We start from the raw sequence: 14,114 nt of genomic DNA, 5'->3' as shown, positions 1-14,114 counted from the left end.
ATTGCGGTCAACGGGCCGGTGGCGCGGTCACGAAACTGCTACGTTCCGGCGCGGGAGCACCCGTGGCCGCCTGCGGCGTCGCGTGCGCCCGGTCGTGGCGCGCGAGCCCGCCAGGGCGGCCGGCCGCCGCGGTCGCGTGCGTGCCGTGTGCCCCGAAGGGGGCGGTCCAGGCGGCGCGGTCCAGGCGGCGCGGTCGGGCGGGGCGGTCGGGCGGGGCGGGAGGACGGAGGAGCCGATGACGGTCTGCGGGCTGGTCCGGTTGGACGGGGCCGACGTGCGGCGGGCGGTGCTCACCACGATGCTGGCCTCCTCCGCCGCCGGGCTGCCGGCAGCGCGCGGGGTGCACACCGACGGGGCATTCGGGGCGGTGAGCGCGGCGGATCCGGACGCGGACCAGACTCCGCCGATCGCCGTCGACGACGCCGGGCTCGTGGTGATCGCCGACCCCTCGCCGCGGGCCACGGGCGCCCGCCGCTCGGCGCGGGCGTCGGCCGCCGCCTACCGCAGCGGCGGTCGGTGGGCCCTGCTGAGCTCCGCGGGCACGGTCGCCGTCGTCTGGGAACCGGCGCGGGCCCGCCTGGTCCTCGCCCGGCCGTCGGGCGCCCGTACCGAGCTGGTCACCTGGTCGGACGGACGGTTGTTCGCCTTCGGCACCGAGACCGAACAGGTGCTGTCCGTCGGCGGTGGCGGGCCGTCCCGCCCGGCCCGGCTGCGGCGGCTCGGGTCGGGCGAGGTCGTCACGGTTACCGTGGCCGCCGGGCGACACCGCCCCGCGCTCGCCGCGGTTCGCCAGCGCACCGGTGCGGAGGCTGCGGGGCTGGCCCCGGCCGGCCGCCCGTGACGGTCACCGGCCGGCTGGAACGCCGCAGGCCGCTCCGGCCCGGCCGAGCGGAGGGCGGTCTGGTCAGCGGGCGGGGGCCTCAGCCGTCTCGCCGGCGGCGGGGCGGGCGGGCCTGGTGCCGGCCGGTGCCGCGAGGTGCTTGCGGCGGATCAGGGCGCTGACCCGGCGCTCGGCGACGAACGACAGGAACGGGATCGTGCCCGCGAGCATGACCAGGATCGTCTGCCGCAGCGGCAGCCGGCAACGGCTTGCCAGGTCGTACGCGCAGGCGAGGTACACCATGTACAACACGCCGTGGATCGGGCCGATCGCCGCGACGACGGTGTCGTTGCCGCCGGCGTACTTCAACGGCACGCCGACGCAGACCAGCAGGATCAGGCCGACGCCGACGACGTAGGCGATCACGCGGTACCGCAGCAGGGCGGCTCGGACCGCCGGCGTGGCGGAACGTCCCCCGGCGGTGCGGGAGGGGGCGGGGGTCATCAGCGGGCTCCGTTGATCTGTTTCGCGTTGATCTGCTTCGAGTCGATCTGTTTCGGGTCGATCTGCTTCAGGGCCTCGCGCAGCACGTCGCGCTCGTACAGCGAGGTGAGGTAGCGGTTGTAGGCGTCGACCTCGTCGTCCTCCTCGGGCGAGTCCGACGCGGCGGTCAACATCCGGGGACCGTCCAGCTCCGGCCGCCAGGGCGCCTCGGGTGCGATCCGCCCGCCCGCGCCCCACTGGGGACCGCTCTCGTCCTGGGGCNCCAGCTCTTCCTTGATCATCTTGTACCACCAGTACACGACGAAGGCGGCGAAGATCGGCCACTCGACTCCGTAGAAGAGGTTCTGCAACGAGCCCTGCGCCGACTCGCCCTTGGTGAGCTGCCATATCCCCATGCGGATGAACAGCGCGACCATAGCGAGCGCGAGGAGATGACGCGCGATCCACGAGGGTGCAAACAACAGCCGGCGCACGCTGTCGACGCTACCTCTCCGAGTCCGATCCGCGTAGGTCGCGGGCCAGGTGCCAGCGACCAGGCTCACACCGTCGATGACTCGGTCGGGCGAACGGCGGGGAGACGGGTGCGCTTGCCGGGCCGGGTGTCGGAGCCCGGCCGGGCCCTGGGGCGCGGCGGCCGCGACGGTGGCTGGATGCCCGGAGTGCTGAGTGCCCGGGGCGCTGGATGCCTGGCGTGCTGGATGCCTGGCGTGCTGGATGCCCGGAGCGGGCGAACGTGGCGGTGGTGAGGGGGCTGGCCGGCCTTGGCCTGACCGGCCAGCCCCGGTACCGCTCGACGGCCCGTTCGGTCGGCTGGGGGGGGTTAGCCGGACGAACGGGCCGAAACGCCGACCGGACCTCCTGGCGCGGGGGCCGGTGTGGCGTTCACATGGTCAGTCGTCCGGGAGGTGTCGTTTGGTTGCCGCGGAGGGCAAGATTTTTAAAGTTTTTCGCGATCCCCGCCGGATGACCCGAAAGGGCTAGACACGTTGTTGCGACGGCGTCGCCCCGGATCGCACAGGCACCGCTTCGTCACCGCTTCGTCACCGCAGCACGGCGGCCGCGAGCGTCCAGCCGTCGGAGCTTCCGCTGGAGATCGACACGGTGGCGGCCCCGATGTTCGCCGGCAGCGACACGCTCACCCGGGCGTCCGCCGAACCGTCGGCCAACGTCGACGGCAGCGTGACGGTGAAGGTCCGCCTGTCCCGCAGCGAGGACACGGTGATCTCGACCCGTCCCGACGACGACCCGAGGTAGAGATCCAGGGTGCGGGCCTGCACGACGAAGGTCGACAGCACGGCCGTGCCCTGGACCGCCAGCCGGTCGGTGTCGTCGGTGCCGCTGGCCGTCGGCATCCCGCCGCTCCAGTCGAAGCCCGATGGCGATGTCGTCGGGACGCCCACCACGCTCGCGCTGAGCAGCGGGACCGGCAGCGCCGCCCGGTTCTGCACTCCGCCCCATCCCTCGCCGAACAGTGCCCAGTCCGCGGCCTCGCCGCCGGGGATCTGGACGCGCGATCCGGCCGGGAACGGCGCGACGGAGCTGGTGTAGATGCCGGTGGCGGACGGTGCCAGGCCGGTGGTGGGTGCCTGGCCGGTGCCGGCCGCGCCGGTGCCGGCCTCGGCCGGTGCGGCCGGATCGGGTCTGGTGCCCCTCGTCAACGGCTGCGTGGACGCCCCGCTCGACGGCCTCGCGGCGCCCGCCGGCTCGGCCGCTCCCACGGCCGCCGTGCTGCCCGCCGGACTGGCCTGTCCCTGCGGGACGCCGGCCGAGGGGTCCGGGGGCGAGGGGGAATGCGCGGCGGGCGGGCGGGACGGTGCCCGCGTGGCGCCCGCGGTCGCCCACGGTGTCTCCGTCGGGTGGGGTTGCGCGGTCACAGTGGTGGTCGGGGGGTTGGACGAATCGGAGCCCGGCAGGTCAAGCAGGGCGACCAGCGCGATCAGGGCCAGGCTCAGCACGGTGACGGCCGCGCCGACGAGCGCCTGGGTGCGGCGCCGGGCCGCCCGCCCCGGCGCACCGCTTCCGGGCCGGGTGCGTCGCGGGCGACGGCCCCGCCGCGGCAGCACCGCGGACGGGCGCCTGCGCGGCGTGCCGTGGAGGGCCTCCAGCCGCAGGGGCGACGTCGTGCCGAGGCGGTCCGTCTCCTCGGCGGGCTCGCCGAGGTCGAGCGGACCGGTCAGGTCGATCAGCGTGCCGAGGCCGTCCGGTGCGGCCATCTCGGCGTCCGTGTACGGCTCGGCCTCGGCGTACAGCCCGGATTCCGCGCGGGCTTCACCGGAGGCGGCGGCTTCACCGTAGGCGGCGGCTTCGCCGTAGGGAGCGGCTTCGTCGTAGGTGGGGAAGCCCGTACCGACGACGATCGGCGTGGCGCCCTGCGGGCCTGCGTGGGGATCCGTCGTCGACCCCGCGGCGGCGTCCGGGCGGTCCTGGGCGCTGGCGGCCGCCCGGGCGGTGAAGGGGGAGACGGACCCCGGCTGACGCAGCGGGGGAAGGGACGGCCCGCCCAGCGGCTGCCCGACGGCTGCCGCGAGCCGGCGCCGGATCCGGTCGGAGTCGGGCTGGTGCCGGGCCATCTCGGTGCCCAGCATGCCGCGCAGCTCCTCGTGGAACGGCGTGCCGGCGCCGCTCATCCGGCCCGGCCCGGCTGGTGGTTCATGGTCGGGCTCCTGGAACCCCGACGTGCTCGATGTCATCTACGCCTCGCCGACCCGCCACACCGGCCAGGCCAGTCGTTCCGGCCAGGCCAGTCGCGACCAGGGCAGCGACTCGGGCCAGGTCGGTGAACCCGCCCCGCGAGGTCGCTCGAGCCAGCCCGGTTCGTCGAGTCGGGCCACGTGTTCGGTCGGGGGCATGCGTTCGGCCTGCGGCATGCGTTCGGTCGGGGAAAGGCGTTCGGGACCGGGAACGCGTTCGGGACCGGGAACGCGTTCGGGACCGGGAACGCGTTCGGGACCGGGAACGCGTTCGGGACCGGGAACGCGTTCGTGCCGGGACAGTGGTTGGCGCCCGGAGGCGGATCCGCGCCAGGGGACGGGTTCGCGCCGCAGTGGTTCGCGCCGGGCCAGAGGCACCGGACCGGGCAGCCGTCCCGTCTCCGGGAACGGCTCGCCGTGGGGGTGCCGACCGGATCCAGGAGTCGGTCCGGCCCCTGGTGCCAGGTCGGGCGCTGCTGTCAGGCCGGTCCCCCGTGTCAGGCCGGTCCCCGGTGTCGGCTCGGTCCCGCGCGGCGGCGCGAAGGCGGACCGGTCGGGCCCGGCGGGTTCGTCGGACTGGCCGGCGCCGCGCCCCCCGGGGGAGTCGCCCGAGCCGGAGCGCGCACCGTTCATCCGGGACGTGCCCGGCCGGGACGTGCCGCCCTGGGGCGTTTCGGGGTGCTCGGGCGCCATGCGGGGGGTCACCTCCTCCTGGGTCGTCGCGGTCGGCGGCGGTTCGGCTCTCTTAAGGATTCGCTCGAGCTCGGCGACTCCCTTGGCCGTCTGGCTTTTCACCGTCCCGACGGAGATGCCCAGTGTCCGGGCCGTCTCCCCTTCCGACAGGTCGAAGGCGTAGCGGAGCACGACGCAGGCCCGCTTGCCCGATGGCAGGCTCATCAGGGCGGTGCGCAGATCGACCACCGCCGGCACGTCCGGCACCGGGGCGGATCGCTCGGCGCGCTGCCCGAGCACGGCCAGCCCGCGCCGCTCGCGCACGACCTTGCGAACCCGGTCCGCCGCCAGGTTGGCGACGATGCGCCGGACGTAGGCCAGCGGGAGCTCGGCCGAACGGACCCGATCCCAGCTCGACCAGGCTGCGGTGAGCGCTTCCGCGGTGAGGTCGTCGGCCGCGTCATGGTCGCCGGTCAACAGATACGCGAAGCGGCTCAGCGCGCGATGATGGCTCTCGAAGAACGCGTGGAACTCCGCCTGTCTGTGGGGATGTTCGTGCTCGTCGTCGGCCGCGACCGCTTCCACTGGCACGCTCCCCGGGCCCGTCCTGGCCGGCGCGTCCCCGGTGCCGGCCAGACAGTCGATGCTGTGGTCATCTGTGACTGGTTGCAGAGAACCAAGAGTTCAGGGTGATGCGCATATGACGGTAGCGACTGGATCTGCTGTCTGTCGTGGCACTTGAGTGCTGATCAGTTCCTGTACCGTTAATACGGCGATACGGGCGCCGCACCTCGTGTGGACCGCCGTCTCCGCTGTGACCCACGCGCCATCTGGGTTGGGGGTCGGATAGGCCCGTCGGCGAACCTTCTCGGCGCCCACGCGCCACCCGAATGAAGGCCCATTGTGGGTCGGCTGTTTTTGTTGTTTGGTCGGGCGTGTCATGGGATTGCGTCCGTTGTTCATACGATGTTTTTGTTGACCGTGTGGAGATCTGGCGGGGTTGACCTTCCTGTTCGGGACGGGTCGCGAGGCTTCGGATAGGCGGGCCGGTGGCCGTGCGATGCTGGGACGATGTTTCCGCGGCTCCGACCACCGGGTACGGCGGGTCCTATGTCCAGCCAGCTCACCTCGACCATCCCGCCGGGGACCATCCCGCCGTCGACCATCCCGCCGGGGACCGTTCTGACGAGGACCATCCCGACGGGGACCGCCCCGTGGACCAGGGCGATGTGGACCACGCCGGCGTGCCCGAGGGTGGTGTCCGCCGGGGTCCGTCCGCACCGTCCGGACTCGCCCCCGCCGCTCGACCCGGACGCCCCGATTCCGGACGACCCGGGCCCGCTGCTGCCCGATACGCCGGATCTGCCGCCGGCGCCGCACGAACCCTCGCCGTACACCGAGCCGGCGCCGGACTCACCCGAACCCGAGCCCGAACCGGTCTGATCCGGGACCCGCGCGGGATGNGGCCACGAAGGAGCTCATCGTGACCCTGCTCGACCTCACCCCCGACGAGGTGCTGACGACGACCCGCAGCGTGCGCAGGCGGCTCGATCTCGACCGCCCGGTCGAACCGGAGGTCATCGAGGAGTGCCTGCGGATCGCCCTGCAGGCGCCCAGCGGTTCCAACCGGCAGGGCTGGCACTGGATCGTGGTGACCGACCCGGAGCTGCGCGCCGGCATCGCCGAGTACTACCAGCGCGCCGCGATCGCCTATCTCGACGCCGGCGCCGGGCCGGTCCAGGACTCGCTCGAGGGCGAGCGGCTCGCCGTCCAGCAGCGGGTCAGCGACTCCGCCCGGTACCTCGCCGAGAACCTGCACCGGGTTCCCGTGCACGTCATCGGCTGCCTGGAGGGGGACGCGAGGCAGATCCCGGGGGAGCTGCAGGCGGGCTTCTGGGGGTCGCTGCTGCCGGCCGCGTGGAGCTTCATGCTCGCCCTGCGGTCCCGCGGTCTCGGCAGCGCCTGGACGACGCTGCACCTGCGCTACGCCGACGAGGTGGCGAAGCTGCTCGGCATCCCGCCGGACGTGAGCCAGGGCGTGCTGCTGCCCGTCGCCTACACCGTCGGCACGGATTTCCGGCCCGCGGCACGGGAGCCGCTGGCGAGCGTCCTGCACCACGACCGCTGGTAGCCGCCCTCGGCGCCCACGTCGCCGTTGCGGGGTCCGCGGACTCCCGGGTCCGCGAACTCCCGGCCGCCGGCGGCGTCGTAGCGTGTGGGGGGTGCATGCGGTGACGGTGTCGGCCCCTGGCGGGCCCGAAGTCATGTCCTGGTCCAGCGTGGCCGACCCGCCCGACCCCGGGCCGGGCGAGGTGACCCTCGACGTGGTCGCGACCGCCGTCAACCGGGCGGACCTGCTGCAACGGCAGGGTTTCTACCCGCCGCCGCCCGGTGAGTCCGAGATCATCGGGATGGAGTGCTCCGGCCGGGTGGCCGCGGTCGGGCCCGAGGTGTCCGGGTTCGAGATCGGCGCCGAGGTGTGTGCCCTGCTCGGCGGCGGCGGGTACGCGAGCAGGGTGAACGTGCCGGCCGGCCAGCTCCTGCCGATCCCGGCGGGTGTCGACCTCGTCGAGGCCGCCGGCCTGCCCGAGGTCGCGGCCACCGTCTACTCGACCGTGTTCGGCATCGCCGACCTGCGCGACCGTGAGGTCTTCTGCGTGCACGGTGGCGCGTCGGGGATCGGCACGTTTGCGATCCAGGCGGTCCGCGCGCTGCGGCCGGAGGCGGTCATCGCCACCACCGCCGGCTCCGCGGCGAAGCTGGCCCGGGTCCGGGAGCTCGGCGCGGACGTGGCCGTGTCCTACCGGGACTCCGACTTCGTCGAGGTGATCCGCAAGGCCACCGAGGGCCACGGGGCGGATGTCATCCTCGACAACATGGGCGCGGCCTACCTGCCGCGCAACGTGTCGCTGCTCGCCGTCGGCGGGCGGCTGGTCGTCATCGGCCTGCAGGGCGGGGTGAAGGGCGAGCTCAATCTCGGGGCTCTGCTCACCAAGCGGGCGGCGGTGCATGCCGCGTCGCTGCGTGCCCGGCCGGCGGCGGAGAAGGCCGAGATCATCGCCGGGGTCCGCGCCGAGTTCTGGCCGGCGATCGAACGCGGCGCGATCAGACCGGTGATCGACCGGGTGCTCCCGATCACCGAAGTGGTGGCGGCGCATCGGCATGTGGCCGATCTTGGACATGTCGGCAAGGTGATCCTCACCATTCCGCGCTGACGGTGGCGGACCGCGGCCGGTTGTCGCTGCCCGCGGCCGGGTCACGGCCGGGTCACGGCCGGGCGGCCGACGTCGCATCGGCGCCGTGTGGCGCGCCCGAACGGGGCAGGATAGGGGTCATGACGGATCAACCGGAACCCCGCGTCGTGATTGTCGGGCCCGACGGGGCCCTGCACGACGGCCCGCAGACGGTGCTCGGCCGGCCGGCCAGGTCGGTGACCTCGGCCGACGGGCAGGAGGCGGAGCCGGCCGGCGACAACCCCGTGGCCGAGCTGGTCTCCCAGCCCGACAAGGTGATGCGCATCGGCACGATGATCAAACAGTTGTTGGAGGAGGTGCGCGCCGCGCCGCTGGACGACGCCAGTCGCGTCCGGCTGCGGGAGATCCATCGCAGCTCGATCCGCGAGCTCTCCGACGGGCTGGCCCCGGAGTTGCGGGCCGAGCTGGAGCGGCTGTCGCTGCCCTTCGACGAGGGCCACACCCCGTCGGACGGCGAGCTCAGGATCGCTCAGGCGCAGCTCGTCGGCTGGCTGGAGGGCCTGTTCCATGGCCTGCAGACGGCGCTGTTCGCCCAGCAGATGGCGGCCCGGGCTCAGCTCGACGAGATGCGCCGCCGGGCGCTGCCGAGCGGGCAGCAGCAACAGCAGCCCGGCGGTGAGACGTTCGGGCGCGGCGCCTACCTGTGATGGCGCCCGCGCCCGCGGGCGGTCCGGCGGTCAGTTCGCCGGGCTGACCGAGCTCATGTTGAAGTCCGGCACCCGCATCGGTGGCATCCGGGTGAGCGTGAACCAGTCCGCCCACTCGCGGGCCATGGTGCGGGTGNCCGCGCCGATCTGCGCCGTGCGGCCCAGCAGGTCCACGGGCGACTCGTTGAACCGGAAGTTGTTCACCGCCCCGGTGACCTCGCCGTTCTCGACGAGGTAGACGCCGTCACGGGTCAGCCCGGTCAGCAGCAGGACCTCCGGATCGACCTCGCGGATATACCACAGACTGGTCAGCAACAGGCCGCGCCGAGTCGAGGCGATCATCTCCTCGAGCGACGCGGAGCCCCCCGCGTCCAGAACCAGGTTGTCGATGATCGGAGTGACCNGGCTCTGCGTGGCGCGGGCCGAGGCGCGGGTCTGCACGAGCGCGGAGAGCGCGCCGTCGCGGATCCAGTCGGTCGCTCCGAGCGCCAGCCCGTTGTCGAACACGCTNGACATCGATGACGACGACGCGGCGGTGACGAACGGGGTCGTCGCCAGCTCCGGGTCCGCGGGGTCGCTGAACAGCCGCAGCCCCGCTGGCCCGATCGCCTCGCCGATCCGGGTTGCGCCGCCCGGCCGGCTGAACACCGTGCGGCCCTCGGCGGCGTCCCGGCCGGCGGCCGACCAGTACAGGTCGATCATCAGGTCGGCGACCGCGGAGGGGGGCAGCAGCGTCTCGTAGCGACCCGCGGGCAGCTCCACCGACCGCTNGCACCAGGNCAGCCGGGAGCGCAGCGCCGCGTCCGTCGCGGCCACGTCCACGTCGCTGAAGTCGTGGGTGGACTGCCCGTGCCACACCGAGCCGCCTGGCACGCCGCTCTTGGCGTTCCACTCGACGCTGCCTGTCGGTTGGCTGTGGCGCAGCCGCAGGCCGGTGGACGTGCCCAGCCAGGTGGTGGTCACGTCGTGCTGGGCGAAGCCGAACAGCCGCCGGCCCTGCGCCCGCGCGGCTCCGAACGCCTCGGCGAGGTCTCGGGCGAAGGCGGCGAACACCCCCGTGCCGGTGCGGGCCGCCGGGTCGGTGAAGGCGCCGCCGCCCGCGACCGGCCCGGCGCCCCCGGTCAGCCCGGCGGTGGCGGGCCCGAGCAGGTCGGCGTAGTCCTCGGCGTCCGCCGCCTCGCGGGCGGCGTCCTCGGCGGCGCGGACGAGCTCGGCGAGGCCGTCGGCGTCGGTGGGATGCGGCAGGTCCCCAGGCCGTGCGCCCCGCCCGCCGCCGGCCGGGGTGTCGATCGTGGAGGCGGTGCGCACCCCGAACGAGCGGCCGACGACGCTGACGACGGTGATCGACCGGTCTCGGCTCGCCCCGTTCGTGGTCAGGGTGTTGGTGGCCCAGCGCAGGTTCACCGAGCTGGACTCGGTGGCGATCACCACGCAGCCGTCCGCGCGGGACAGCGCGAGGGCGCGTTCGACGATCTCGTGGGCCGCCGCGGGCACCGCGCCCGCCCGGTCGGCCCGTCCGGCCTGTGCGGCCCGGGGGGTGTCCGCTCCGGTCACCTGGCTCATCGGCCGGCCTCCCGCCGCGTGTTGAGGACGTTGACGCCGCGGAACAGTGCGGCCGGGCTGCCGTGGCTGACCGCCGCGACCTGGCCGGGCTGCCCCTTGCCGCAGTTGAACGCGCCGCCGAGCAGGTACGTCTGCGGGCCGCCCACGGCCTCCAGCGAACCCCAGAAGTCCGTCGTCGTCGCCTGGTAGGCGACGTCGCGGAGCTGGCCGACGATGCGCCCGGAACGGATCTCGTAGAACCGCTGCCCGGTGAACTGGAAGTTGTACCGCTGCATGTCGATCGACCAGCTCTTGTCGCCGACGATGTAGATCCCACGGTCGACCCGGCCGATCAGTTCCTCGGTCGAGGGGCCGCCGGGCGCGGGCAGCAGGGACACGTTCGCCATCCGCTGGATCGGCACGTGGCCGGGGGAGTCGGCGAAGGCGCAGCCGTTGGAGCGTTCCACCCCGAGCACGCTCGCGTTGCGGGCCGCCATCGCCCGGTCGAGCTGGTAGCCGACGAGGGTGCCGTCGCGCACGATGTCGAACCGGCGGGTCTGCACGCCCTCGTCGTCGTAGCCGATGGTGGCCAGCCCGTGCAGGGCCGTGCGGTCCCCGGTGATCGTCATCGCCGGTGAGCCGTAGCGCAGGGCGCCGAGCTGGTCCAGGGTGGCGAACGACGTGCCGGCGTAGGCCGCCTCGTAGCCCAGCGCCCGGTCGAGCTCGGTGGCGTGGCCGACGGACTCGTGGATCGTCAGCCACAGGTTCGACGGGTCGATCACCAGGTCGTACGGGCCGGGTTCGACCGAGGACGCCTTGGCCTTCTCCGCCAGCAGCCCGGGGATGAGGGCGATCTCGCCATCCCAGTCCCAGCAGCCCGCCGCGGGTCCCGCCACCATCCACTCCCAGCCCCGGCCGACGGGCGGGGCGATGGTGCGCATGGTCTCGAACCCGCCGCCCGGGTCGACGCGCGTCGCCTCGATCTGGCAGAGCACCCGCACCCGCTGCTGGGTCGTCGATGTGCCGGTCAGATCCGCGTAGTACTTGTTCTCCATCACGGCGCCGAACCGGCCCTCGACGTGGTCGACGTCGTTCGCGGCGAACAGGGTGCGACACAGCCCCCCGACCCGCTCGATCCGCTCCCGCGCGTCGATGGCGAAGGGGTCGGCGGCGTATGCCGACACCCAGACCGCGTCGGAGTGCGCCGGTTCCGGGGCGAGCTCGACGGGCTCGGAGTTCAGCGGGGCCGCCACCCGCGCCATCTCGACGGCCTCGTGGGCCAGCCGGACCGCCTCGTCCGGGGTGAGGTCGACGCCGGCCGCGAAACCCCAGGTTCCGGCGTGCACGACCCGCACCGCGAGGCCCAGGGTGGCGCCCTCGTGCCGGCTTTCCAGAGCGGCGTCGCGGAAGGACAGTGAGGAGTCCCGCAGCCGTTCGATGCGGATGTCGGCATGGGTGGCGCCGAGATCGCGTGCGGTCTGCAGGGCCGCGTCCGCGAGCGTGGAACGCGGCAGCGCGAGGAACTCCGCGTCGATCTCGTGCGCCGGCAGGCCGGATGCGGCCGGGTCCTGATGGACGGGTGTCGCCATGTCCCTATCCTGGCCCGCGCGGGCGACCGATGGGGCGCCGACCCGGGTGGGCGGTGTCGTGGGGGCGCCCACCGTCGACACCGCGTGGCCGAGGGCGGCTCGGTGGCCGCACCTCGGTTACCGCAGGTGATCGGTGGAGTCGGGATCGTCCGGACGGAGGTGGCCGGATCCGGCCGGCCCCGGCGGCGTCGGGGGACCGCCCGTGGACTCGGCCGTCTCGCGGCTCCACGCGTCGATCAGCTCCCACCGCCGTTCGGCCTCCCGAACGGCGGCGGCCAGGGTCTCGGGGTGATCGGCCTGGCTCAGGCCGACGAGCAGGTCCGAGGCGGCGGTGAAGGCGTCGACGAACCAGGTCGTCGCGGGGGCGCGCAGGTCGAGTCGGGCGGGTCGGTCCGGCCTGGGGACGGCGGCGGCGAGGAAGACACGCAGCAGGCAGGACATCCGGTCCGCGAGAGGCTCGAATGCGGCCGGGTCGAAGCGCCGGACGTCAGCAGCNGACCACGCGGGCGGCGCAACCCGCCGGGTGCCCGGCGTTCCGGCCGCCCGCGGGACGCGAGCCCGGCCGCGACGACCGTGCCGGGCGTGCGCGAGGGCCTTGACGACCACCATCAGGATCGTGACCATCGCCCAGCCCAGCAACAGCGGCCAGGTGCGCGGGGCGCCGAGGAGAGCCGCACAGGGCCGGCTGGGGATGCACATGCGGCCTTCCCTCCTGTCGGTCAGGCCCCCGTGTCGGTCAGGCCCCGTGTCGGTCGAACCCCCGTGTCGGTCGAGGCGAAGTGTCGGTCGAGGCGACGAGGGGAGACTGCCGGAGCGGCGGCCGGAGGCCACCGGGGAGGACCCGGGGCCGTGGGACCGTCGGCCGACGGGATGCTCCAGTCCGAATCATCCGGCACGATGATCCGAATCTCAAGGGAATTTCTGAATATTCATGATCGAGCCAGAATCGTTGCGGCTCGCGTGCGTCCGGGCAGGGGACCCGCCTCCGGCTCCGCCGGAGTGCGTCGGGGCGAAGGACGTGGGCCCCTTCCTGCGGTGCTCCGAAGGGGCGTACCCGCGGCCGCCGGACCGTCGGGGGGCAACCCGGGGTCCGGTCTTCATCACCTGGCGTCGGCGGGCGGAACTCGACGCGGTCCGCGTCCGGAGCCGACTTCCCCGACGGAGTCTCAAAATATTCGCAGCACTACTCGGTGTAGTCGACGAGTCGGGGTCGTCGTCGTCATCGCCCTAACGTTCCGTTCCCACTCCCCGTGAACGGGTAGCCCGAAGGAACTGCTAGTTCACGCGTTTCGGTACTATTTGCGGTGGTCCCGCACGGCGTTGTGTCACCGCGTTTCGCCACTCTCTGTAGTGATGGAATTGCTTGAGGTGGCNGCGGCGCCTACTGGAAGATGGGATTCACCGAGCAGCGGTGACGTTCGGTTAGGGCCCCCGGCGTCAGCTCGTCACGCTTGAGTGACGATATGCCGCAAGTGGTCGGAATATTCGTGTCGCCGCCGTAGATNTGATCGTTATTACTGTGCTATGTCCTGACTCGGGGGTGATCCCTAGGATGAAGCGCAGTGGTGCAGAGAGGTAGGAGCGATGCGGCTCGTCCCGGTGGCCAGTGCGTCGTGTGCCAGCGCGAACTGTCCCACGGTGTACGTGAACGATGAGGATGAGGACATCTTCGTCCAGGGATACGCGGTGGTGGACCAGCGGATCCCGACGGGCGAGGTGCCCCCCGGCGAGGCGTTGGTGCGCATCCCCCGCAGCGTGTTCCTGGCGGCCGCGCGCGGGCTGCCGGCGCCGGCGCAGGCGTAGCCGTCGGGGCGCCCGTGGTGGCCGGTGGGGACGGACCTACCTCGGAGGTGATCATGGAGGGCGAGGGTGCGCCCCCGGCGGCGACTGCGTCCGACGACACGCCGCCGGCCCGCCTCGGGGTCGAACTCGCACAGCTACGCCACTCCCGCGCGATGACCGGCCAGGCGCTCGCGTCGTCCGTCGGCATCAGCCAGAGCACGATTTCCAAGATCGAGAACGGTCTGCTCCGGCCCAGCCCCGCCGATGTCGAGCGGATCGCCCGGACCCTGCAGGCCCCACCCGACCTCGTCCGCCATCTCGTGGACCTCGCGGAGCGGCTGCAGTCGACCGCAGCCCGCCGGGCGCCGCGTCGGCGCGCCGCCGCCGGGGTGGAGACCCGGCGGCAGGGCATCAGCCTCGACCAGGAGGAGATCCTCGACGCCGAGCGGGAGGCAACCCTCATCCGTGAGTTCGAGCCGATCCTGCTGCCCGGGCTGATTCAGATCAGCGAATACGCCCGCCGGGTCGTGAACGGTTATCACCGCATCACCATCGGCGGCGACGAGGGTGCGTGGTACCAGCGGACCGCGGAGAAGGTCAGCCTGCGGATCAGG

At 73.3% G+C, this 14,114-nt stretch carries 11 protein-coding genes and 5 pseudogenes; 7 read left to right on the top strand and 9 right to left on the bottom strand.

Annotated elements, in window-relative coordinates:
• Positions 1-235 precede the first annotated feature (235 nt).
• Complete coding sequence (locus FF86_RS08370; RefSeq protein WP_044883935.1) at positions 236-841, top strand: hypothetical protein; 606 nt, start codon at positions 236-238, stop codon at positions 839-841.
• A gap of 63 nt (positions 842-904) precedes the next feature.
• On the opposite strand, the gene FF86_RS08365 is transcribed toward FF86_RS08370, so the two are convergent.
• From FF86_RS08365 to FF86_RS08350, 3 genes are all read right to left on the bottom strand, one after another.
• A complete protein-coding gene (locus FF86_RS08365) occupies positions 905-1,324 on the bottom strand; it encodes a DUF3817 domain-containing protein (protein WP_044883934.1) in 420 nt (139 codons plus the stop codon).
• 1,040 nt (positions 1,325-2,364) lie between these two features.
• On the bottom strand, positions 2,365-4,014 hold the full coding sequence (locus FF86_RS08355) for a hypothetical protein (RefSeq protein ID WP_044883933.1): 1,650 nt from the start codon (positions 4,012-4,014) through the stop codon (positions 2,365-2,367).
• Positions 4,015-5,277, bottom strand: coding sequence for a SigE family RNA polymerase sigma factor (locus tag FF86_RS08350; protein ID WP_063870354.1), 1,263 nt, complete (start codon positions 5,275-5,277; stop codon positions 4,015-4,017).
• A 519-nt stretch (positions 5,278-5,796) separates the two neighbouring features.
• Here FF86_RS08350 and FF86_RS43425 point away from each other — a divergent pair.
• The 4 genes from FF86_RS43425 (at position 5,797) to FF86_RS08330 (ending at position 8,587) form a co-directional block, all read left to right on the top strand.
• Positions 5,797-6,129 (top strand): hypothetical protein, encoded by a 333-nt coding sequence (locus tag FF86_RS43425; protein ID WP_242418397.1) that lies wholly within the window; start codon positions 5,797-5,799, stop codon positions 6,127-6,129.
• Between the two features lie 40 nt (positions 6,130-6,169).
• A complete protein-coding gene (locus FF86_RS08340; RefSeq protein WP_044883931.1) occupies positions 6,170-6,817 on the top strand; it encodes a nitroreductase family protein in 648 nt (215 codons plus the stop codon).
• A 91-nt stretch (positions 6,818-6,908) separates the two neighbouring features.
• Complete coding sequence (locus tag FF86_RS08335; RefSeq protein WP_082121701.1) at positions 6,909-7,901, top strand: NAD(P)H-quinone oxidoreductase; 993 nt, start codon at positions 6,909-6,911, stop codon at positions 7,899-7,901.
• A gap of 119 nt (positions 7,902-8,020) precedes the next feature.
• On the top strand, positions 8,021-8,587 hold the full coding sequence (locus FF86_RS08330; RefSeq protein WP_044883929.1) for a bacterial proteasome activator family protein: 567 nt from the start codon (positions 8,021-8,023) through the stop codon (positions 8,585-8,587).
• 30 nt (positions 8,588-8,617) lie between these two features.
• Here FF86_RS08330 and FF86_RS43420 read toward each other — a convergent pair.
• The 6 genes and pseudogenes from FF86_RS43420 to FF86_RS08320 all read right to left on the bottom strand — a co-directional run.
• A pseudogene (locus tag FF86_RS43420) lies at positions 8,618-8,723 on the bottom strand (hypothetical protein); the annotation flags it as partial.
• Position 8,724: 1 nt separating this feature from the next.
• Positions 8,725-8,990 (bottom strand): annotated as a pseudogene (locus tag FF86_RS43415) (metallopeptidase TldD-related protein); the annotation flags it as partial.
• A 1-nt stretch (position 8,991) separates the two neighbouring features.
• Positions 8,992-9,097 (bottom strand): annotated as a pseudogene (locus tag FF86_RS43410) (hypothetical protein); the annotation flags it as partial.
• A gap of 1 nt (position 9,098) precedes the next feature.
• Positions 9,099-9,357: metallopeptidase TldD-related protein (locus FF86_RS43405; protein WP_242418417.1), on the bottom strand; the 259-nt coding region annotated here is incomplete at both ends.
• Positions 9,358-9,367: 10 nt separating this feature from the next.
• Positions 9,368-10,150 (bottom strand): annotated as a pseudogene (locus tag FF86_RS43400) (DNA gyrase modulator); the annotation flags it as partial.
• Positions 10,147-11,718: a TldD/PmbA family protein gene (locus tag FF86_RS08320; RefSeq protein ID WP_044883928.1), complete on the bottom strand. Its 1,572-nt coding sequence runs from the start codon at positions 11,716-11,718 to the stop codon at positions 10,147-10,149. The pseudogene FF86_RS43400 and the gene FF86_RS08320, both read right to left, overlap by 4 nt.
• Before the next feature lie 1,644 nt (positions 11,719-13,362).
• Between FF86_RS08320 and FF86_RS08310 the strand changes: the two genes are divergently transcribed.
• Complete coding sequence (locus FF86_RS08310; protein WP_242418396.1) at positions 13,363-13,521, top strand: hypothetical protein; 159 nt, start codon at positions 13,363-13,365, stop codon at positions 13,519-13,521.
• 53 nt (positions 13,522-13,574) lie between these two features.
• Positions 13,575-14,114, top strand: a pseudogene (locus FF86_RS43395) (Scr1 family TA system antitoxin-like transcriptional regulator); the annotation flags it as partial.

The sequence above is a fragment of the Frankia sp. CpI1-P genome (assembly GCF_001421075.1).
Lineage (GTDB): Bacteria > Actinomycetota > Actinomycetes > Frankiales > Frankiaceae > Frankia > Frankia torreyi.
Note: the sequence above shows the minus strand (reverse complement) of the source record. Positions and strands in the feature narration are given on the sequence as shown.

Excerpts from the sequence above, each read along its gene's own strand:
- FF86_RS08320 (WP_044883928.1), bottom strand. The coding sequence starts at position 11,718 with ATGGCGACACCCGTCCATCAGGACCCGGCCGCATCCGGCCTGCCGGCG.
- FF86_RS08365 (WP_044883934.1), bottom strand. The coding sequence starts at position 1,324 with ATGACCCCCGCCCCCTCCCGCACCGCCGGGGGACGTTCCGCCACGCCG.
- FF86_RS08330 (WP_044883929.1), top strand. The coding sequence starts at position 8,021 with ATGACGGATCAACCGGAACCCCGCGTCGTGATTGTCGGGCCCGACGGG.
- FF86_RS08355 (WP_044883933.1), bottom strand. The coding sequence starts at position 4,014 with ATGACATCGAGCACGTCGGGGTTCCAGGAGCCCGACCATGAACCACCA.
- FF86_RS08370 (WP_044883935.1), top strand. The coding sequence starts at position 236 with ATGACGGTCTGCGGGCTGGTCCGGTTGGACGGGGCCGACGTGCGGCGG.
- FF86_RS43425 (WP_242418397.1), top strand. The coding sequence starts at position 5,797 with ATGTCCAGCCAGCTCACCTCGACCATCCCGCCGGGGACCATCCCGCCG.